At 71.3% G+C, this 20,211-nt stretch carries 17 protein-coding genes and 2 pseudogenes; 12 read left to right on the top strand and 7 right to left on the bottom strand.

Features of this window, described 5'->3' with window-relative positions:
- Positions 1 to 19 precede the first annotated feature (19 nt).
- Complete coding sequence (locus OHS16_RS22505; protein ID WP_328539042.1) at positions 20 to 1,324, bottom strand: glycosyltransferase family 4 protein; 1,305 nt, start codon at positions 1,322 to 1,324, stop codon at positions 20 to 22.
- A gap of 209 nt (positions 1,325 to 1,533) precedes the next feature.
- On the opposite strand from OHS16_RS22505, the gene OHS16_RS22500 reads away from it, so the two are divergent.
- The 8 genes from OHS16_RS22500 to OHS16_RS22465 all read left to right on the top strand — a co-directional run bounded on the left by OHS16_RS22500 (position 1,534) and on the right by OHS16_RS22465 (position 9,752).
- Positions 1,534 to 2,157 carry a TetR family transcriptional regulator gene (locus tag OHS16_RS22500; RefSeq protein WP_328539041.1) on the top strand — a complete coding sequence of 208 codons (624 nt, stop codon included), beginning with the start codon at positions 1,534 to 1,536 and terminating at the stop codon, positions 2,155 to 2,157.
- 403 nt (positions 2,158 to 2,560) lie between these two features.
- Positions 2,561 to 2,821: a hypothetical protein gene (locus OHS16_RS22495; RefSeq protein WP_328539040.1), complete on the top strand. Its 261-nt coding sequence runs from the start codon at positions 2,561 to 2,563 to the stop codon at positions 2,819 to 2,821.
- Positions 2,822 to 2,832: 11 nt separating this feature from the next.
- Positions 2,833 to 4,011, top strand: coding sequence for a flotillin family protein (locus tag OHS16_RS22490; RefSeq protein WP_328539039.1), 1,179 nt, complete (start codon positions 2,833 to 2,835; stop codon positions 4,009 to 4,011).
- 341 nt (positions 4,012 to 4,352) lie between these two features.
- Positions 4,353 to 5,567, top strand: a complete 1,215-nt coding sequence (locus OHS16_RS22485; protein WP_328539038.1) for a prenyltransferase/squalene oxidase repeat-containing protein — start codon at positions 4,353 to 4,355, stop codon at positions 5,565 to 5,567.
- A complete protein-coding gene (locus OHS16_RS22480; RefSeq protein WP_328539037.1) occupies positions 5,567 to 6,226 on the top strand; it encodes an SCO2322 family protein in 660 nt (219 codons plus the stop codon). The genes OHS16_RS22485 and OHS16_RS22480 overlap by 1 nt, the downstream gene beginning before the upstream one ends.
- Positions 6,223 to 7,323: an energy-coupling factor transporter transmembrane protein EcfT gene (locus OHS16_RS22475; RefSeq protein WP_443042670.1), complete on the top strand. Its 1,101-nt coding sequence runs from the start codon at positions 6,223 to 6,225 to the stop codon at positions 7,321 to 7,323. Before OHS16_RS22480 ends, OHS16_RS22475 begins: the two co-directional genes overlap by 4 nt.
- Positions 7,324 to 8,925: an ABC transporter ATP-binding protein gene (locus OHS16_RS22470; protein ID WP_328539035.1), complete on the top strand. Its 1,602-nt coding sequence runs from the start codon at positions 7,324 to 7,326 to the stop codon at positions 8,923 to 8,925.
- Positions 8,889 to 9,752 carry an ECF transporter S component gene (locus OHS16_RS22465; RefSeq protein WP_443042669.1) on the top strand — a complete coding sequence of 288 codons (864 nt, stop codon included), beginning with the start codon at positions 8,889 to 8,891 and terminating at the stop codon, positions 9,750 to 9,752. Before OHS16_RS22470 ends, OHS16_RS22465 begins: the two co-directional genes overlap by 37 nt.
- A gap of 90 nt (positions 9,753 to 9,842) precedes the next feature.
- Here the strand turns inward: OHS16_RS22465 and OHS16_RS22460 are convergent.
- From OHS16_RS22460 to OHS16_RS22450, 3 genes and pseudogenes are all read right to left on the bottom strand, one after another.
- Positions 9,843 to 10,224 (bottom strand): annotated as a pseudogene (locus tag OHS16_RS22460) (alpha/beta hydrolase); the annotation flags it as partial.
- Positions 10,225 to 10,239: 15 nt separating this feature from the next.
- The gene (locus OHS16_RS22455) at positions 10,240 to 11,409 is read right to left on the bottom strand and encodes a steroid 3-ketoacyl-CoA thiolase (protein ID WP_328539033.1); all 1,170 of its coding nucleotides are present in this window, start codon (positions 11,407 to 11,409) and stop codon (positions 10,240 to 10,242) included.
- Between the two features lie 241 nt (positions 11,410 to 11,650).
- On the bottom strand, positions 11,651 to 13,672 hold the full coding sequence (locus tag OHS16_RS22450; RefSeq protein ID WP_443042668.1) for a bifunctional glycosyltransferase 87/phosphatase PAP2 family protein: 2,022 nt from the start codon (positions 13,670 to 13,672) through the stop codon (positions 11,651 to 11,653).
- A 248-nt stretch (positions 13,673 to 13,920) separates the two neighbouring features.
- Here OHS16_RS22450 and OHS16_RS22445 point away from each other — a divergent pair, with 248 nt between their 5' ends.
- The 3 genes from OHS16_RS22445 to OHS16_RS22435 all read left to right on the top strand — a co-directional run bounded on the left by OHS16_RS22445 (position 13,921) and on the right by OHS16_RS22435 (position 16,220).
- Entirely contained in the window at positions 13,921 to 15,027 is a 1,107-nt protein-coding gene (locus OHS16_RS22445; protein WP_328539032.1) for a DUF2330 domain-containing protein, read from the top strand.
- Between the two features lie 95 nt (positions 15,028 to 15,122).
- Positions 15,123 to 15,791 (top strand): O-methyltransferase, encoded by a 669-nt coding sequence (locus OHS16_RS22440; protein WP_328539031.1) that lies wholly within the window; start codon positions 15,123 to 15,125, stop codon positions 15,789 to 15,791.
- Positions 15,792 to 15,890: 99 nt separating this feature from the next.
- The gene (locus OHS16_RS22435; RefSeq protein WP_328539030.1) at positions 15,891 to 16,220 is read left to right on the top strand and encodes an antibiotic biosynthesis monooxygenase family protein; all 330 of its coding nucleotides are present in this window, start codon (positions 15,891 to 15,893) and stop codon (positions 16,218 to 16,220) included.
- Here the strand turns inward: OHS16_RS22435 and OHS16_RS22430 are convergent, their stop codons facing one another.
- Both OHS16_RS22430 and OHS16_RS22425 read right to left on the bottom strand, forming a co-directional pair.
- Positions 16,221 to 16,856, bottom strand: coding sequence for a hypothetical protein (locus tag OHS16_RS22430; protein WP_328539029.1), 636 nt, complete (start codon positions 16,854 to 16,856; stop codon positions 16,221 to 16,223). It lies immediately after the preceding gene.
- Entirely contained in the window at positions 16,856 to 17,488 is a 633-nt protein-coding gene (locus tag OHS16_RS22425) for a hypothetical protein (RefSeq protein WP_328539028.1), read from the bottom strand. The genes OHS16_RS22430 and OHS16_RS22425 overlap by 1 nt, the downstream gene beginning before the upstream one ends.
- On the opposite strand from OHS16_RS22425, the pseudogene OHS16_RS22420 reads away from it, so the two are divergent.
- Positions 17,421 to 17,972, top strand: a pseudogene (locus OHS16_RS22420) (GNAT family N-acetyltransferase); the annotation flags it as partial. The gene OHS16_RS22425 and the pseudogene OHS16_RS22420 overlap by 68 nt on opposite strands.
- Here OHS16_RS22420 and OHS16_RS22415 read toward each other — a convergent pair.
- The gene (locus tag OHS16_RS22415) at positions 17,869 to 20,211 is read right to left on the bottom strand and encodes an MDR family MFS transporter (RefSeq protein ID WP_328539027.1); all 2,343 of its coding nucleotides are present in this window, start codon (positions 20,209 to 20,211) and stop codon (positions 17,869 to 17,871) included. The pseudogene OHS16_RS22420 and the gene OHS16_RS22415 sit on opposite strands and share 104 nt — an antisense overlap.

Here is a 20,211-nt window from a genome sequence, read left to right as displayed (position 1 = left end):
CTGGGGACGTGAAAACGGACTAGGCGCTCCGGCGGGCGGCGATCGCCTCGCGGTAGCGCTCCGCTGTGCCGATCGCGGCCTGCTTCCAGGTGAAGCGGGCCAGCACGCGATTTCGGCCTGCCGCACCCAGCCGGGTACGGAGCCCTGGGTCGGCCAGCAGCCGCGACAGGGCCGCGGCCAGCGCGCCGGCATCGCCCGGGGGCACCGCCAGACAGCTCTCGCCGTCGGGGCCGCTGACCTCGGGGATCGCCCCGCCGGTGGTCGCGACCAGCGGCGTGCCGGTGGCCATGGCCTCCGCCGCCGGGAGCGAGAACCCCTCGTACAGCGAGGGCACACAGGCGATCTGGGCTCCGCGCACCAGGTCCACGAGTTCCTCGTCGGTGATGCCCTTGACGAACTGGACGGCGTCGTCGAGGCCGTACCGCTCGATGGCCTGCGCGACCGGCCCGTCCTCGGCGCGCCTGCCGACGACGACCAGATGCGCGGCCGGGTTCTCGGTGCGCAGCTTGGCCAGCGCCTCGACCAGGTGGATGAGTCCCTTCAGCGGGACGTCGGCGCTGGACGTCGTGACGATCCGGCCGGGGATCTCGGCGACGGACGGATCAGGTGACCACAGATCGGTGTCGGCGCCGATGTGCACCACATGGATGCGGTCCTTGCGCACCTTGAGATCCTCGATGATCTCCTGTTCGGACGAGCCGGAGACGGTGAGCACCGAGGGGAGCCGGCGGGCGACCCGCTTCTGCATCCGGGTGAAGCCGTACCAGCGCCGCACGGAGGCTCTCCGCCGCCAGCCGCCCGCGGCCTCCAGATCGAGTCTGCGATCGACGGTGATCGGGTGGTGGATGGTGGTCACCAGGGGGGCGCCGAGGTCGCCGAGCAGTCCGTAGCCCAGCGTCTGGTTGTCGTGGATCACATCGAACTCGCCGCGTCTGGCGATGAGGTGGCGCCTGGCCCGAAGCGAGAAGGTCAGCGGTTCCGGGAAGCCGCCGGTCCACATGGTGGCCACCTCGACGGCGTCGATCCAGTCGCGGTACTCGTCGCGTCCCGGGGTGCGGAAGGGATCGGGGCTGCGGTAGAGGTCGAGGCTGGGCAGCTCGGTGAGCGGTACCCCCTCGTCCAGCACCGGGAAGGGCTGGGCACCGATCACTTCGACGCTGTGTCCGAGCCTGGCGAGCTCCCGCGAGAGATGCCTGGCGTAGACGCCCTGCCCCCCGCAGAAGGGGTTGCCCTTGTAGGTAAGGAACGCGATGCGCAGCGGGCCGTCCGCTCCGGTGCCGGGGCCACCGGCAAGGGGGCCCGCTTCTATGGCCTCAGCGGTCACGCTCGGCCCCCTTCTCACTGCAGTCCCGGCGGAGCGTAGCCGCTCACGCTAATCTAGAACAAGTTCTTGCAGGCCTGGGGTCCGAGGGCGCACCCCTGGAGAACACAGCCAGACTTGATCGTTCAATGAGCCTCGAATCTACCGGCAGGTAGCACCGTCGTCCCAGCCGGATCGGGTGATTCGCGCCACGGCGGGAGTGGATGGGACACATGACAGTGGAAGCCGGGACGACGTCGCCGCCCCTGACGGAACGCCAGCAGGCCCGGCGCCGCCGCATCCTCCACGCCAGCGCCCAGCTGGCCGGCCGGGGCGGCTTCGAAGCGGTGCAGATGCGGGAGGTCGCCGAGTCCTCGTCCGTGGCACTGGGTACCCTCTATCGCTACTTTCCCTCCAAGATCCATCTGCTGGTCGCGACGATGCAGGACCAGCTGCAGCACCTGCACACAACCCTTCGCAAGCACCCTCCCGCAGGTGACACGCCCGCCGAGCGCGTGGCATCGACCCTGATGGGCGCCTTCCGGTCGCTGCAGCGCGAGCCGCAGCTGGCGGACGCGATGGTGCGGGCACTGACCTTCGCCGACCGCAGCGTCAGTCCCGAGGTGGACGCCGTCTCGCGGCTCACCACGGCGATCATCCTGGATGCGATGGAGCTGGAGGATCCGACACCCGAGCAGCTCTCGGCGGTCCGGGTCATCGAGCACACCTGGCACTCGGCTCTGATCACCTGGCTGTCGGGGCGGGCCTCAATCGCCCAGGTGAAGATCGACATCGAGACTGTCTGCCGGCTGATCGATCCGGCCGATCCGGCCGGGCACCTGCGGACACGGACCTGACCCCGGCACCCGGTCGTGGCCGACTGCCGCCAGGCGAAGACTTCCTGACGCCCCATCAGAACTGTTACCGGTTGCACTCGGGCCGGGCGCTCCCCTGGAGGCCGGCCGGCGCCGCTCCGATTCACCGGGCCCGGCCACCCGGCGTCCGGAGGACGGCGCGGTACCGGAGGACGGCGCACACCGGTGCCGGAGGACGGCGCACACCGGTGCCGGAGGACGGCGCACACCGGTGCCGGCTGCCGGGGCCGGGCGGCGCGCAAACCCCTCCCGGGGCACCGGTCCCGTGACGTATGTCCCGGTCCGGCTACGGCCGGCAACTCATCACAGGCTGAGGATAGTCCGCAGGTCGGAGTAGCGTTAAGGTCTGGATCCAGTACCGCAATCACGAGGGGAGCGGCCGCCGATGGCGCCGGACGAGGCTGTGATCGGCTGCACGGGGAAGCTGGTTCTGGCCACGCGCGGATCCGCCGGCCCCGGTGAGGTTCTGGTGCAGGTGAGAGGTGGCTGGGAAGCCTTTCTCGCCTGGTCCGAAGAACCCCTTGCGTACGGGGTGACCGTGCTCGTGATCCATTCGCGCGGTACTCGCCAGGTCGACGTCATCGATTGGACCGATCCAGTGGATCCGCTCGATGCGCTGACCCTTGACCCCGGCGACGCTGACTAAGGAGACCAAAAATGTTCGGTTACCGCGTGCCCGCGCCAGACGAGGCGATGCTGATCTCGGGCGGCAGGCGTGGGCTGGGGGGCGCACCGTTCAGGGTGGTGACCGGCCACGGCAAGTTCGTACTCCCGGTCTTCCGCAAGACCCGCTTCCTGACGCTCGCGATGTGCGAGGCGGAGGTTGCCGAGACGTGTGTGACCCGGCAGGGCATTGTGCTGACCGTCAAGGCCGTGATCGCGTTCAAGGTCGGCAACGACACCGAGAGCATCGTCAACGCGGGCCAGCGGTTCCTCTCCGACCAGGACCAGATGTCGGTGCTGACCGGGCGGATCTTCGCCGGTCATCTGCGCTCGATCATCGGCTCGATGACCGTCGAGGAGATCGTCACCGAGCGCCAGAAACTGGCCACCGAGGTGCTGGAGACCTCGAAGACCGAGATGGCGAAGATCGGCCTGATCGTGGACTCGCTCCAGATCCAGTCGATCGACGACGGCGCGACGGGTTACATCGCCGCGATGTCGGCCCCGCACACGGCGGCCATCCAGCGACAGGCCCAGATCGCCCAGGCTCAGGCGAACCAGGCATCCGTCGAGGCGCAGCAGGAAGCCACCCGTAACCAGGCCGAGTACCAGAGGCAGACCGCCGTCGTTCAGGCGCAGTACTCGGCCGAGGTGGACCGCGCGCAGGCGGAGGCCGCTCAGGCGGGCCCGCTCGCGCAGGCACACGCGCAGCAGGAAGTGCTCAAGGCGCAGACCGAGCTCGCGGAGCGCGCCGCCCAGCTGCGCCAGCAGCAGCTGGTCGCCGAGATCGTGAAGCCGGCGGAGGCCGATGCCGAGCGCATCAGGGTGCTGGCGGTGGCGGAGGCCGAGCGGATGAAGATCCAGGCGGCAGCGGCCGCCTCGTACGACCGGGTGGCTCTCGACCGGATGCTGATCGACCAGCTGCCGCAGATCGTGAAGGAGGCCGCAAGCGGTCTCGCGGGCGCCAATGTCAACGTTCTCAACGGCGCGGACGGCCTCGGCGAGATCGCCGCCGGTCTGGTGGGGCAGGGCCTGACCATCCTCGACTCGGTCCGCAAGAACCTCGGCGGCTCCGAGGAGCACCAGGGTGACCGCGGGGCCGAGATCCAGCGCTACCTGAGGCCGTCCAAGCCCGGCGACGACAGCGACAACGGGCCCATCGACATCAAGTAACCAGCGTGGAGCGGGGAAGACACCCACAGGCGACCGCCCTCGGGGGGGCCGGTTGTGGGCCGGTAGAGTGAATCCGTCGTCATCACACCCGCACAGGGGGAAGCCGGTGCCATTACGGCGCCGGCCCTTCCCCGGCTCTCGGCCATGTCCGAGCAGGGGAGACCGTATTCCGTGAGTGCCACCGCCCAGCGGTGGCCCGCCGGAATGCCCTGACCCGCGGACGTGACCGGCTCGTGTCACCGGAAACCTCCGGTGACCGGCACCGCCGAGGTAAGCGGAGCCGGAGCCCAGGTGCCCCGGTGCGCCGTGCCCGGCTCCCCGCAGGAGAGGCCCCGCCCGCCATGACCCTTCGCCGCAGCGCAGCAACCGCGCTCGCCGCTTCTGCCGTTCTCTGCGGGGCCGCTGCTCCGATGGCACACGCCGACGCCTCGCCCTCGGCTTCCGCTTCACCGTCCGTGGTGATCCCCTCGGGGCTCTACGGCAGGACGGATCCGAAGTACGACGGTGTGTGGCGGCAGTCGCTCGCGTTGCTCGCCCAGGACACGGTCGGGGTGAAGCCGGCGGCCGAGGCCATCAGCTGGCTCACCGGACAGCAGTGTGCCGACGGCGGCTTCGCTTCCTTCCGTGCCGACCCCGCCAAGCCCTGCGACGACAAGACGCTGCTGGACACCAACGCCACGGCTGCCGCCGTACAGGCGCTCGACGCGCTCGGCGGTCACGACGACGCCGTCCGCAAGGGCGCCGGCTGGTTGAAGTCGGTGGCCAACAAGGACGGCGGCTGGAGCTACAACCCGGGCGGTGCGTCGGACGCCAACTCCACTTCCGTGGTGATCGGTGCGCTCGCCGCGGCGGGTGAGCCGACCGGAGATGCCAGGAAGGTGCTGGTCGCGCTGTCCATCCCGTGTGATGCCGGGACGGGCGCCGGGGCCTTCGCGTACCAGCCGGAGAAGAAGTCCGGAAAGCTGTACGCCAACGCCGACGCGACCGGCGCCGCGGTCCTGGGCACTCTGGGCGCGGGGCTGGCTCCGGACGCCGGGAACAAGGACGCCGGAGGCACCGGCTGCCTCAACGCGTCGACCCCCGCGCAGGCCGCGCACAACGGCGCGACGTATCTGGCAGGGGCGACCGCCGGGAAGTCGTATCTGAAGTCCGCGATGCCCGGCGCGGAGGATCAGCCCGACTTCGGCAACACCGCGGACGCGGTCACCGCGCTCGGCGCCGACGGTCTCAGCGCCCAGGCCAGGCAGCCGCTCGCCTGGCTCGAGCAGAACTCCGCGGCCTGGGCCAAGGGCGCCGGGCCGGCCGCCTACGCCCAGCTGATCTTCGCCGCGCACGCCAACAAGGCCGATCCGCGCGCCTTCGGCGGCGCCGACCTCGTCGCGAAGCTCGACGCGACCGGTCCTGCCCCCACGTCCGAGCGGGCGACCGGCGGCATGCAGAAGAAGCAGAGCGACAGCAGCGGCATCAACGTCTGGTGGATCGTCGGTATCGGTCTGGTCGCCGGTGTCGGCATCGGGTTCCTGATGAGCGTGCGCGGCAGGAAGCGGCAGCGCTGATGCGCACCCGCCTGCCGGCCCTGGCCCTCGCACCGGCCGTCGCACTCGCGGTGCTCGGCGGAACGGGGACCGCGCAGGCCGCCGGCTACCGCTACTGGTCGTTCTGGGACCGCGGCGGCGACACCTGGAAGTACGCCACCCAGGGCCCCTCGTCCGCCCGGCCCGCCGACGGCGATGTGCAGGGTTTCCGCTTCGCCGTGAGCGCGGACTCGCAGGACGCGAACAAACCGCGCGGCGCCGCCGGTTTCGGTGCCATCTGCGGGAGGACACCCGCCGTCGACGGCACCAAGCGGATCGCGCTGGTGATCGACTTCGGTACGGCAGGCGACGCCCCCGGCGGTGAGAACCCGCCCGCCGGGCGCACCGCGTGCGCCCGGGTCGGCGAGGACGCGACGAGCGCGGAGGCACTGGCCGCGGTGGCGAAACCGCTGCGCTACAACAGCGATGCGCTGCTCTGCTCGATCGCCGGATACCCGAGGACCGGCTGCGGTGAGCAGGTGTCGGCATCCCGCCCCGGCAAGAACGCCGGCAAGGACGCGGAGAGCACGGGGAGCGACGACGGCGGTCCTTCGACGGGCCTCCTCGGCGGGATCGCCGCGGTACTGGTGCTCGGCGCCGCCGGAGTGTGGCAGGCACGGCGGCGGCGCGACCAGGGATGACCATGTCGCTCCGCGCCCCCGCGGTCGGCCGAAGCAACGCCCTGCACGCCGGTGCATGGTGGCTGTGGGCGCTCGGGCTGGCCACCGCCGCGTCCCGCACGACGAACCCGCTGCTGCTCGGACTGCTGGTCGGGGTCGCCGGCTATGTGGTGGCGGCCCGGCGGACCGATGCGCCGTGGGCCCGCTCGTACCTCACCTTCGTCAGGCTGGGGCTGCTCGTCATCGGTATCCGGCTGGTCTTCTCGGTCGCGCTCGGTTCACCGGTCCCCGGCTCGCATCTGCTGGTCACGCTGCCCGAAGTGCCGCTGCCGCACTGGGCGCAGGGCATCCGGATCGGTGGCCGTGTCACCGCCGAACAGCTGGTGTTCGCGCTGTACGACGGGGCCAGGCTCGCCACCCTGCTGATCTGTGTGGGCGCGGCGAACTCTCTGGCCAATCCTGCCCGGCTGCTCAAGTCGCTGCCCGGCGCGCTCTACGAGGTGGGCGTGGCCGTTGTCGTCGCGATGACCTTCGCACCGAACATGGTGGCCGATGTGGCACGGCTGCGCACCGCGCGCCGGCTTCGCGGGAGACCCACCGGCGGTATCGGTGCCGTGCTCCAGATCGGGCTTCCGGTCCTGGAAGGGGCCCTGGAGCGCTCGGTCGCCGTGGCCGCTTCGATGGACTCGCGGGGTTACGGCCGTACGGCCCGGGTCTCGCCGGCCGTTCGGCACACCACGACCGCGCTCGCCCTCGGCGGGCTGCTCGGCGTCTGCGCCGGTACCTACGCACTGCTGGCGGCCGAGGGCGCCTCCTACGGTCTTCCGGTGCTGGCCGTCGGACTGCTGGCGGCCCTCGCGGGGCTGCGCCTCGGCGGCCGCCGCTCGGTGCGCACCCGCTACCGCCCGGACCGGTGGGGCGCCCGTGCCTGGCTGGTCTCCGGTTCGGGGGTCACCGTTGCCGTGCTGCTGATCCTGGCGGGCCACTACGACCCGGCAGCGCTGCAGCCGGGCGTCGTTCCACTGGTCGCGCCGGATCTGCCGCTGTGGCCCGCGGCCGCCGTGCTGACCGGCCTGCTGCCCGCCTTTGTGGCCCCCCTACCGAAGGAGACGAGGTAAGTGATCCGCTTCGAGCAGGTGACGGTCACCTACGCCGACGCGCCGGGGCCCGCCGTCCAGGGCGTCGACCTGACAGTGCCCGAGGGCGAGCTGGTGCTGCTCGTCGGCCCTTCGGGTGCGGGGAAGTCGACGCTGCTCGGCGCGGTGTCCGGACTGGTGCCGCACTTCTCCGGGGGCGTACTGCGCGGCCGTGTCACGGTGGACGGCCGCGACACCCGTACCCACAAACCCCGTGAACTCGCCGATCTGGTCGGCACGGTGGGCCAGGATCCGCTCGCTCATTTCGTGACGGACACCGTCGAGGACGAGCTGGCCTACGGCATGGAATCGCTCGGCATCGCACCCGACGTGATGCGCCGCCGGGTCGAGGAGACCCTCGACCTGCTGGGCCTGAGCGAGCTGCGCGATCGGCCGATCGCCTCCCTCTCCGGCGGCCAGCAGCAGCGCGTCGCCATCGGTTCGGTTCTGACGCCGCATCCCCGGGTGCTGGTTCTGGACGAGCCGACGTCCGCACTGGATCCGGCGGCGGCCGAGGAGGTGCTCGCGGTACTCCAGCGGCTCGTCCATGACCTCGGCACGACGGTGCTGATGGCGGAGCACCGGCTGGAACGGGTCGTTCAGTACGCCGACCAGGTCATCCTGCTTCCGGGTGCCGGACGGGAACCGGTGATGGGACCGCCGGCGGACGTGATGGCGCTCTCCCCGGTGTTCCCGCCGGTGGTGGCTCTGGGACGGCTGGCCGGCTGGGACCCGCTGCCGCTGTCCGTGCGCGACGCCCGCCGCAGGGCCGGGGGGCTGCGCGGACAGCTGGCGCTCGCAGAGCCCCGCGCGGCGGCCGCTCCCCCGCCCGCCGGACCTGTCGCCGTCACCGTGAAGCTCGGACTGCGGCGCGGCCGGGTGGAGGCGCTGCGGGACGTATCGCTGTCGGTGCGCCCCGGCGAGACGGTGGCGCTGATGGGGCGCAACGGCGCCGGCAAGTCCAGCCTGCTGGGCTGCCTGGTCGGGGTTCACCAGCCCACATCGGGTTCGGTCGAGGTGGCCGGGAAGACCCCGCACCGGACCCATCCGCGCGAGATGATCCGCCGGGTCGGGCTGGTGCCGCAGGAGCCGCGCGACCTCCTCTACGCGGACACGGTGGCCGCCGAGTGCGCGGCGGCCGACGCGGACGCCGGCGCCGAGCCGGGTGCCTGCGGCGCGCTGGTCGGCGAGCTGCTGCCAGGTGTCGCGGGCACCACGCATCCGCGCGACCTCTCCGAGGGGCAGCGGCTCGCGCTGGCACTGGCGATCATACTGACCGGACGGCCTCCGCTGCTGCTGCTCGACGAGCCGACGCGCGGCCTCGACTACGCGGCGAAGGGCCGGCTCGTCCGGATCCTGCGGGAGCTCGCGGCGGACGGGCACGCCATCGTCCTCGCCACCCATGACGTCGAACTCGCCGCCGACCTCGCTCACCGCGTGGTCGTTCTCGCCGACGGGGAGATCGTCGCCGACGGTCCGACAGCCGATGTCGTCGTCTCATCGCCCTCCTTCGCCCCCCAGGTGTCCAAGATCCTCGCGCCCCAGCAGTGGCTGACGGTCACCCAGGTACGGGAGGCGCTGTGAGAGCCGTCGGGCTCGGCCCGCGTTCGGTCGTCGCGCTGGTCCTGATCACCGTGATCGGCGTGTTCGCCTTCGGCTGGCCGCTGCTCGCGGACTCCGCCTCCGGTCTTGCCCACTCCCGGGACGCCCCCTGGCTCTTCGCCGCGCTGCTCCCGCTGCTGGTCGCGGTGGTGGTGGCGACGATCGCGGACACCGGGCTGGACGCCAAGGCGGTGGCGATGCTCGGTGTGCTGGCCGCGGTCGGCGCCGCGCTGCGCCCGCTCGGTGCGGGCACCGCGGGGCTCGAGCCGATGTTCTTCCTCATGGTGCTGAGCGGCCGGGTGCTCGGACCTGGCTTCGGCTTTGTGCTCGGCTCGGTGACGATGTTCGCCTCCGCGCTGCTGACCGGCGGGGTCGGGCCCTGGATGCCGTTCCAGATGCTGGCCATGGGCTGGTTCACCATGGGCGCCGGACTGCTGCCGGGTGCCGGGTGGCTGCGCGGCCGGGCCGAACTGCTGATGCTCGCCGGGTACGGATGCGTGGCGGCCTTCGCGTACGGCACGGTGATGAACCTGCAGGGCTGGACCTACATCGGCGGTCTCGCCACCGGCGTCTCCTTCCACCCGGGGGACCCGGTCGGCGCGAACCTGGCCCGCTTCCTCGCGTACTGCGCGGCCACCTCGCTCGGCTGGGACCTGGGACGGGCCGTCGTCACGGTGGTACTGACGCTGGCCATCGGCTCGACGGTCCTCAAGGCGCTCCGCCGGGCCACCCGCCGGGCGGCCTTCGACGCGCCGGTCACTTTTGCCGCGCCGGTGCCCGGTGAGCCGCCACCCGGTCGAACCAGCTGACGACCTGCGGCCCCGACTTCAGGTAGGTGCCGTTGTGGTCCTCGTTCCCCTGGTCGGTCAGTACGGCCCTGGTGCCGTGCGCCGCCAGTCGCCGTCGAAGAGGCCTTCGACCGTTCCCGCGTACGGCGCACGGAAGACCTCCGCAGGGTCCTTGTACAGCGGGTGGAGCCTGTTCTGCGCGGTGAGAAAGTACGACATGTGGATGGCGGCCGGGCCCCTCGCCGAGCCCCAGGCAGTCGGGGGCCGCGACCGCCCGGCCGCCGGATGCCTGGAGATACGGCGAAAGCCGCCCCGGATCCTCGCTCGCCGAGGGTGCGTACACCCGGTTGGCCATCGTGCCGTGGGTGTCGGAGACCAGCGGCAGCCGGTGCGCACCGCCCTTGGGCAGTACGAAGAGACCGGTGGCCACGGTCGGCCCGCCCTGCGGCGTGACGGTCCGGTACGTGAGGCGGTACGCGGTGATGGGTACCCGGCCCCCGCCCCGCACCTACACCCGCTGGATGATCGTGCCGGTGGCGAGCGCTCCCTCCGCGCACATCACGATCAGCGCGAACTCCTGGCCCCGCCGCTCCAGTTCGTGCAGCGCCGTGGTGATCAGCCGGGCTCCGGCCGCCCCCACCGGATGGCCCAGCGCGATCGCCCCGCCGTTCACGTTGACCTTCTCCAGGTCCTGCCCGAAGACCTGTGCCCAGCTGAGGACCACCGACGCGAACGCCTCGTCGATCTCGACCAGGTCGATGTCGTCGAGCGACATCCCGGCCTTCCCGAGCACCGCCCGTGTCGCGTCGATCGGCCCGTCCAGGTGGAAGTGCGGGTCCGCGCCGACGAGCGCCTGCGCGACGATCCTGGCGCGGGGGGTGAGTCCGAGCGCCCGGGCCGTCCGCCTGGACGCCCACATGATCGCGCAGGCGCCGTCGGACATCTGCGCGGAGTTGCCCTCGGTGTGCATGGCGAGCGGCATGACCGGCCCGAGCCCGGCGAGGCTCTCCATCGTGGTGTCGCGCAGCCCCTCGTCACGCTCGACGAGCCGCCACATGCCCTGGCCGGCGTCCTGTTCGTCCTCGGTGGTGGGTACCCGCACGGCGAAGGTCTCCCGCTTGAAGCGCTCCTGCGCCCAGGCGGCGGCCGCCCGCTCCTGCGAGATGAGACCGAGTGAATCGAGGTTCTCCCGGGTCAGCCCGCGGTTGCGGGCGATGCGCTCGGCGGCCTCGACCCGGTCCGGCAGGTCGACGCTCCAGTCGTCGGGAAACGGCTTGCCCGGCCCGCGCCCGGTTCCGCTGCCCGGCGGTACCCGTGACATCACCTCGACACCGCAGCTGATGCCGATGTCCACGACCCCGGCGGAGATCATGTTGGCCACCATGTGACCGGCCTGCTGCGAGGAGCCGCCCTGGCAGTCGACGGTGGTCGCCGCGGTCTCGTGGGGAAGCCCCATGGCCAGCCAGGCGTTGCGTGCCGGGTTCATGGACTGCTCACCGGCGTGGGTGACCGTACCGCCGACGACCTGCTCCACGCAGTCGGCAGGGATACCGGTGCGGCCGAGTATCTCCCGGTAGGTCTCCCCCAGCAGACGGACGGGGTGAAGACCGGCGAGCGCACCTCCGCGCCTGCCGGCAGGGGTGCGTACGGCTTCCACGATGACGGGTTCCGCGGCCATCAACTCGTCCTCTCCTCCACGCCCGTTCGGACGCCCCGGCGCCCGCACGGCAGACTGATACGCGTTCTAGTTCGCTGCAGTCTTATGAGTGCTACCCCCGGTACGCAAGGGCGTCGCACGCTCCCGCCGGACAAAGGCGCGCCCACCGCCGGGTTCGCCGCGGTTCACCCGGCTCTGTGACACCGGGGCATCCCTGGCCGACCCGGCGGGTGCCCCGGCGGTACGAGGAGCGCAGCAGCGGTCAGACCGCCCCGGACGCCTCCGGCTGTACGGCGGGCGGGGCGGGCCGGGGGCCGGGCAGAACCCTGGGAGGCAGCAGGGTGCGCCGTCCGGCCAGCAGATGGGTCAGCCCGAAACCGAGCACGACGACCGTCGCACCGCCGATCGCATCCAGCACCCAATGGTTGGCGGTCGCGACGATCGCGCTGACCGTGAGGAGCGGATGCAGCATCGCGATCACCTTCAGCGTCCGCTTCGGGACCAGCAGGGCGACGACGACGCCGCACCACAGAGCCCAGCCGAAGTGCAGTGAGGGCATGGCCGCGTACTGGTTGGTCATCGCGGTCATCGCACCGTAGTCGGGGTGCGCGAGGTCCTGCACCCCGTGGACGGTGTCGATGAATCCCAGGCCCGGCATCAGCCGGGGCGGGGCCAGCGGGAAGAAGAAGAACCCGACGAGGCCGAGCAGCGTGGCGAAGGAGAGCGAGGTCCGCGCCCAGCGGTAGTCCGCCGGCCGGCGGACGTAGAGCGCGCCGAGAATCGCCAGCGGCACGATGAAGTGGAACGTCTCGTAGTAGAAGCTGAGGAACGAGTCCAGCCACTGGATCTTCGCCACCGCGTGGTTGGCCCAGTGCTCGATGTCGATGTGCAGGGTCTGCTCGATGGAGACGACCGTGCGGCCGTGTGATTCCGCGGTGGCCCGGCCACCGGTGGCCGCGGCCCGGATGTGCGAGTACACGGAGTATCCGACGCGGATCGCCAGGAGTTCCAGCAGCAGATTGGGACGGGTGGTCACCCGGCGCCAGAACCGCAGCAGCGGGACCGCCCTCCAGCGAGCCGGGGCCGGCTCGGCGTACACCGTCGGGACCGCGGCCCCCCAGTGCGGCGATGCGCGTTCCAGGAAGGGCACCGCGCAGGCCGCGGCGAGCGCGGTCAGCAGCACGGCGTTGTCCCGCACCGGGTACACCGCCGCGATGTTCGGCAGCAGCATGGTGCCCGGCAGGGTCATCACCAGAACAACCACGGCGGGCCACACCATCCGGTCGGCCGCGCGTCTGCCCACCCGTCCCACGACCGCGAGCAGCACCCACAGCAGTTGGTGCTGCCAGGTGGCCGGTGAGACGGCGACGGTGACGCAGCCGGTCACCGCGACCGCCAGCAGCAGCTGCCCGTCCCTGGCGTAGCGGACCGCGCGGAGCAGCCCGAGCACGGTGACCAGGACGGCGAGCACGAGGAAGACCGCGATCTCCAGCGGCCCGGCCAGCCCGAAGCGCAACAGAGCGCCGTGCAGGGACTGGTCGGCGAGTCCCTCGGGGTGCGCGCCGAGGCCGGTGCCCGCCACGTGGTGGGCCCAGTACGTCCAGGAGTCCCGCGCCATCACCGCCCACGCCAGCGCCGTGCACACGGCGAAGGTCGCCGCCGTGGAGACTGCCGCGCGCCTGCGGCCGGTCAGCCAGAGCAGCGGCACGAAGAGCAGCACTATCGGCTGCAGCGCCGCACCGAAACCGATGAGCAGACCCGAACCGCGCTCTTCGCCGGCGACGAAGAATCCGAGAAGGACCAGCAGCACCGGGATGATGCTCGTCTGGCCGAGGTGAAGTGTGTTGCGGACCGGCAGCGACAGCATCAGCAGGCTGATCGCGCAGGGAGCGCCCAGCTGGCGCGTACGCCGGGACAGCGGCCCCGGCAGCGCCCGCGCCACGACCGTCCCGAGAGCGACGACGAGCAGCAGGGTGCCGAAGGTCCAGGCGACTCCGAGGCTCGCCTCGGCGGAGCGGGTGAGCGGTTTCAGCACGAGTCCGGCGAACGGGGTGTCGGTGAACATGCCTGTGGCGTAGAGCGGATCCCCGAGGTGCAGAACCCCGTCGGCACCGGTCCAGGTCTCCAGATCGGTCAGCCGCCGGCTGGGTGGCAACCGCAGCACCGCTGCCACCTGACGAACGGCCAGTGCGGTGACGACCAGCCACAGCACCGCGCGCGCCCGCTCGGATCCCGCCCCGTCGCCGACGGCATTACGCACTCCGCTGTGCCCGTCATTCGCCACGCCCTGCCGGACCTCCACCCTTTTCCACACCGGCCCCTCCGACCGGAGCCTCGCACTGTTCCGGGGGCGTATGCACACAACCCACGGTTCATCCGACGCAACCGGTACGTTTCCCGCCATTCAAGCACTGTCCCGCAGCTATCGGCCGGTCAACCGCTGTCCGTTGACGTCCGCCGGCCCGCCGCGGGGGGAACCGGCCCCGGCCGCACTCCGTCTGTGCTCGTGTCGGACGGCGGGAGGTACGGGGGATGCGGAACAGAACGTTGCTGGTGGTACTCACGTTCTTGGTGGTCCAGTTGGGTTCACTGATGGCACCGGCGTACGCCTGCGGCTGCGGCGCTCTGGTGCACGACCCGTCATCGCGGCTCAATGTCGACCGGGAGACCTCGGCGGTGCGCTGGGACGGCCGCAGTGAACAGATCGTCATGAGCCTGACCGTCGACGGGGACGCAGAACAGGCGGCCTGGATCATGCCGGTGCCGCACCGGGCTTCGGTCGCGCTGGGGGACAGCACGCTCTTCGACGCACTCGAGTCGGTCACCGCGCCTGTGCACCGGACCCGCGATCACTTCTGGCCGCACAGCGGTGACTGGCCCTTCGGCGGGCACGCGGACCCGGGCGACTCGGCTGCCGCTCCCCCGGCGGCGGGCGCACGTCCGGTCGGTGTCGTCGGCCGTGAACGCCTCGGGCCGTTCGATGTCGCCGAACTGACCGCCACCGACCCGAAGGCGCTGGGCGGCTGGCTCGGACGTAACGGCTTCCATCTGCCCGAAGGTCTGTCGGGCGACCTGCAGCCGTATGTCGACCGGAAGTGGGAGTACGTCGCGATACGGCTGGCCCCGGAGAGCACCGGCAAGCCCCTGGCCGGCACGCTGGACCCACTCCGGCTGACGTTCGCGAGCGACCGGCTGGTGTACCCGATGCGGCTGTCGCGGCGGGCGAAGACCCCGCAGTCGCTCGGGCTCTATGTACTGGCAGCCCACCGGATGGAGCCAACCGGCGCGATCGGTGGCCTGCCGCCCGTGGTGACGTACGCCGGAAAGGTGGCAGCCACCGGTGAGTTGGGGCGTTTCGCGGACGGGCAGCGGTATCTGACCGCCGTTGAGCAGAGCTTCCCCGTGCCGTCGCGGATCGACGGGGACCACCGGATGGCACGGACCGCTTCCGACACACCGTTCCAACGGGTGGTCTACCGGGACCGCCTGCTCACGGCGGGCGGCATACCGGCCTGGCTGCTGACGGCGGCCGTAGCCCTGCTGACCCTCGCGGCCGGCGCACTCCGGCTGGTGCGCGCCGGGCGCCGGCGCCCGGTGGTACCTCCGCCGCCGGTGCACGCACCGCCACCGATCTCCTGAACCAGCTTTCACAGCGGCGTGGATGCGAGTAAGTTCCCAAGAGGAACTTACCGCGCACCACCCACAGCGCCGCACGTACCGGTGAGAGGAATCGCATGTCACAGGAACAGTGGACCGAGGTCGACCGCTACTTCACCGATCATCTGGTTCCGTCGGACGGCGCACTGGACGCGGCGCTGGCGGCCAGCGACGCGGCGGGGCTGAGCCCGATCAACGTCGCCCCCAACCAGGGCAAACTGCTGCATCTGCTGGCCCGGATCCAGGGCGCGCGCAGTGTCCTGGAGTTCGGCACGCTGGGCGGCTACAGCACCATCTGGCTGGCCCGGGCGCTGCCCGCCGACGGCCGGCTCGTCTCCCTCGAGGCGGACCCGCAAGCGGCGGACGTGGCCCGCGCAAATCTCGCCCGGGCAGGTCTCGACAAGATCGCCGAAGTGCGGACCGGCGCCGCCCTGGACACCCTGCCGCTGCTCGAAGCGGAGCGGGTCGGCCCCTTCGACCTGGTCTTCATCGATGCCGACAAGCCGAACAACCCGCACTACCTCGAGTGGGCCCTGAAGCTCACCCGTCCGGGCAGCGTGATCATCGTCGACAACGTGGTGCGCAACGGGGAGGTCGTCGATCCGGACAGCCAGGACCCCCGGGTTCAGGGCACCCGCGCGCTCTTCGAACTGATCGCCGAGAGGCCCCAACTGAGCGCGACCGCACTCCAGACGGTCGGCAGCAAGGGATACGACGGCTTTGTCATCGCGCACGTCCTGGGCTGACCGGCCGGTGCGCACGGCGGCGGCACAGCGGGACGGCCGGTACGGCACGGCGGCGGTACCGCGGATACCTCATGGTGGCGGTACGGCAGTATGGCCGGTATGAGCATCGTGAAGATCAACGTTCTGACCGTGCCCGCCGAACAGCGGGAGGTCCTGGAAAAGCGGTTCGCCGCCCGCGCCGGGTCGGTGGAGAGCTCCGACGGCTTCGAGTGGTTCGAGCTGCTGCGCCCGGTGGAGGGCACCGACCAGTATCTGGTCTACACCCGCTGGGCGTCCGAGGCGGACTTCGAGAAGTGGATGGCCACGTCCATGCGCGGTGCACACGGAGGCGGCGGCGCCGAAGGCGGGGACCGTCCCCGGCCCGCCGCCTCCGGCTCCACCCTGTGGTCCTTCGAGGTCGTCCAGCAGACGGCCCCGAAGAACGGCTGATCACAGTTTCAGCAATCGCTCCGTCACCTCACGGTAGGTACGGAGCGCGAGACGCAGTTCCTCCGTCGCCGACTCCTGGTCGCTGCCGTGGTTCCAGGCCGTACGGAGGCTGCCGCCCCGCTCGTTGAGGGTTTCGGTCACCCGGGCCGCCGTCTCCTCGAAGATCCGGTCGGCCTGCTCGACCGCGCTCCGGGGAGCGTCGACGAACCCGTTGACGGCCTGCTGGAGCCGCAGACCCAGCTTGTCGCGTTCGGCGGACGGTATGAGCCGGCCGCCGTCCGCCGGGTCCCGCTCCGCGACGTGCCCTGCCGGGTCCCGACGCTCGTGCCCGGCCGGGTCCTGCCGCTCGTGCCCGGCCGGGTCCTGCGGTCTCACCGACGTGTCCGCCGGATCCAGGTCCCGCACGGTCCCGTCCGCCGGGTCCTGCTGCTTCACGGGCCCGCCCGCCGGTCCACGCAGCTTCGGGATCCGCTCCGTCGGCGCCGGTTCCCTGCGGTCCGCACGGCCGGCGCTCCCGCCGCGCGCGGGCCGCTCAGCACGGGCCGGGTGCCCGGTGAGCCCCTCCCGCCGCGGCTGCTCCGTCTCCTGGCGCTCCACCGCCGCGTCCCGCTCCGGCTGTCCGGGTTCGTACGCCATCACACACCACTTCCCTTCACGTGCCGCCGCACCGGCAGCACCTTCGAGCGGCCCCGCTCCCCGGCCTTCTCTTCGCCGGTCCGCGCCCGCTCCGGATCGTGTGACTTCGTGGACACTAGTTCCCCGAAGAGTCCCCGGGCCTCGAGCATCGCGGTCCGCAGCTCCTCCGTACCGCCCTCACCCTTCACCGAACCGTGCAGCGCCCGGTAGCCGTTGACGTGAGCGGCGTGGTGCACGGAGAGCGCGGATACCTGCTCCTCGTAGTCTTCGGCTGCCGGAAATCCCCGCTCGCGGGCGAGCGCGCCCAGCAGTTGTTCGGCCTCGGCGACCGCCTGCTGCGGCGAGTCGACGAACTGTTCCTGGAGCCCGGCCCAGCGGGCGACATAGCGCTCGCGCGCCTCCACGGAGAGCGGGCGCTTCTCCAGCGAGCCGTGCCGCTTCACCCGTTCACCCAGCTCGGCCTCGGCCGCCTTGGTGTCACCGTTGTGCCGGGCGACGACCCGGTCGTACTCGGGGCCGAAGCGGCGCTTCAGGCCACCGCGCCCGGCACCCTTGCCGGGCCCGATGGCCAGGACGGCGGCGACCACGACGAGGAACACCGCGATCATGACGACGATCACGACTGTGGACATGAGTGCCTTCCCTGTTCTCGGACGTTCTCGGACCCGGTCGCGCGTTCTCGACCGTGTTGTGGTTCGTGCACTCTCCGCGTTGCCCGTAACTCGCGTGCGAAACAGCGGTGTCCCGGCCACACTGTCCGGCGTGAACTGGATCGTGGCCGCTGAGCCTTTCCACACCGCCGATGCCACCGCGCTCCGCCGCGACTACTACGACGAGGTGGCGAGCCGCTACTGGCGGCGTCCCGCGACCGCGCAGGAGATCGACGCGGGACTCGCCGGCGACGGGGTGGAGCAACTCGCGCACCCCACCGGGGAGTTCGTCGTAGGTCGGCACCGGGGAGAGGCCGCGTCGTGCGGCGGGATACTGCTCCGCGATCCGGCGACCGCCGAGCTCACCCGGGTCTTCGTGCGTCAGGCCCGCCGGGGCACCGGCGGGGGCGGCGCACTGCTGAGCGCCCTGGAGGACGCGGCGCGGCAGCTGGGTGCCCGGCGCATGGTGCTGGACACCCGGCTCGATCTGGTGGAGGCGCGGGCGCTGTACACCCGGCACGGGTACGGCGAGATTCCCGCGTACAAGACAGGTCCGTACATGGAGATCTGGTACGGCAAGGAGCTCTGAAGCCCCGAGTCTCCGGAGTCCTGAAGCCCTGGAGCTCTGACCGGGGCGGAGGGAGAGGGGCGGCGGGCCAGGCCGCGCCGGCCTGCTCGCTCCGTGCCCCGCGCGGCCGCTCCGCGTCGGAACCGCACAGCTCGGCGTTCAGCTCTTCGACCAGTACGACCAGATCGGTCGGCCGCTCGGGCCCCCACCAGTCGCCCAGCAACTCGGCGAGGGAGTCCTCGCGCGCCTTGGCGAGCCGCGCCGACGCGTTCACCCCGGAGTCGGTGAGTGTCAGATCGACACCTTCGCGCGCGGCCAGGCCCCGCTCCTCGAGCTGCCGGGCCGCTTCGGTGATGGCCCGCAGCGAGACCGGGGATGTCTCGGCGAGCCGGCCCGGTTCGACCACTCCGTGCCGTTTGATCCGCAGCAGCAGCCAACTGGCCGCGGGGAGCAGGTCGTAGCCCGCCTTCGCGGTGATCTTCTGGTAGATCTCGTGGCGCCCCTCGCGGCTGCCCAGCACCGAGAGGGCCCGCACCACCTCGTCGTACGAAGACCGCTCGACCGGGTTGGACGCCAGGGTCTCGGAGACCTCGGGAGTGGTCACCGATGCGCGCAGCTTGTCCTCCTTGAGGAACCAGGAGATGACGAAGGCCAGCAGCACCACGGGGACCGCGTAGAGGAAGACATCGGTGATGGAGCTGGCGTACGCGTGCAGCACCGGTGCACGCAACTGGGGCGCAAGATCACCGATGGCGCGTGGGTCGGCCTCCAGGCGCCGGGCGCTCACGCCGGGCGGCAGCTGCTTCCCGGCGAGCGCGTCATCGAGTTTGCCGCCGAGCCGGTTGGTGAAGATGGTGCCGAACACCGCGACACCGAACGAGGCACCGATGGACCTGAAGAAGGTCGCCCCCGAGGTGGCGACGCCCAGATCCCGGTAGCTCACCGCGTTCTGGACCACGAGCACGAGCACCTGCATCACCAGTCCGAGCCCCAGCCCGAAGACGAAGAAGCACAGGCTCATCGACCAGGTGGAGCTGTGTTCCGTCAGCCGGTGCAGCAGCAGCAGTCCCACCGCGGTGATGCCGGTGCCGGCGACCGGGAAGACCTTCCAGCGGCCTGTGCGGCTGACGATCTGTCCCGACGCGGTGGACGAGAGCAGCAGACCGAACACCATCGGCAGCATGTGCACGCCGGACAGGGTGGGGCTCACGCCCTGGACGACCTGGAGGAAGGTCGGCAGGTAGGTCATCGCGCCGAACATCGCGAAGCCGACGATGAAGCTGATCACCGAACACAGCACGAACGTCCTGATGCGGAACAGTTTCGGGGGAAGCACCGGCTCGGCGGCCCGCCGCTCGACATGGAGAAAGGCGAAGAGCAGCAGCACCCCGAGAACAGCCAGCCCGATGACCGGCGCGGACACCCACGCCCAGGTGGTGCCGCCCAGCGACGCGACCAGCACCAGACACGTGGCGACCGACGCGATCAGGAAGGTCCCGAGGTAGTCGATGGTGTGCCTGGTCGAACGGACCGGGATGTGCAGGACCGCGGCGATCACCCCGAGCGCGACGACGCCGATGGGGAGGTTGATGTAGAACACCCAGCGCCAGCTGAGATGTTCGGTGAACAGCCCGCCGAGCAGCGGCCCCAGCACGCTGGTCGCGCCGAAGACCGCTCCGAAGAGCCCCTGGTACTTTCCCCGCTCACGCGGCGGCACCAGGTCGCCGACGATGGCCATCGACAGCACGATCAGACCACCGCCGCCGAGCCCCTGCACCGCACGGAACCCGATGAGCTGGGGCATGTTCTGCGCGATGCCGCAGAGCGCGGAGCCGATCAGGAAGATGACCACGGCCGTCTGGAAGAGCCTCTTGCGGCCGTACTGATCGCCGAGCTTCCCCCAGAGGGGGGTGGCGGCCGTCGAGGCCAGCAGATAGGCCGTGACCACCCAGGAGAGGTGTTCCATTCCGCCGAGGTCGCTGACGATCGTGGGAAGTGCGGTGGAGACGATCGTCTGGTCGAGGGCGGCGATGAGCATGCCGAGCAGCAGAGCGCCGATGGCGACCAGAACGCTCCGCTGGGGCCGCCCGCCGGACTCGGCGGGGGCCGCCGGAAGTGCCGGGGTTTGCTGAGCCAT

The sequence above is a fragment of the Streptomyces sp. NBC_00344 genome (genome assembly GCF_036088315.1).
Lineage (GTDB): Bacteria > Actinomycetota > Actinomycetes > Streptomycetales > Streptomycetaceae > Streptomyces.
Note: the sequence above shows the minus strand (reverse complement) of the source record. Positions and strands in the feature narration are given on the sequence as shown.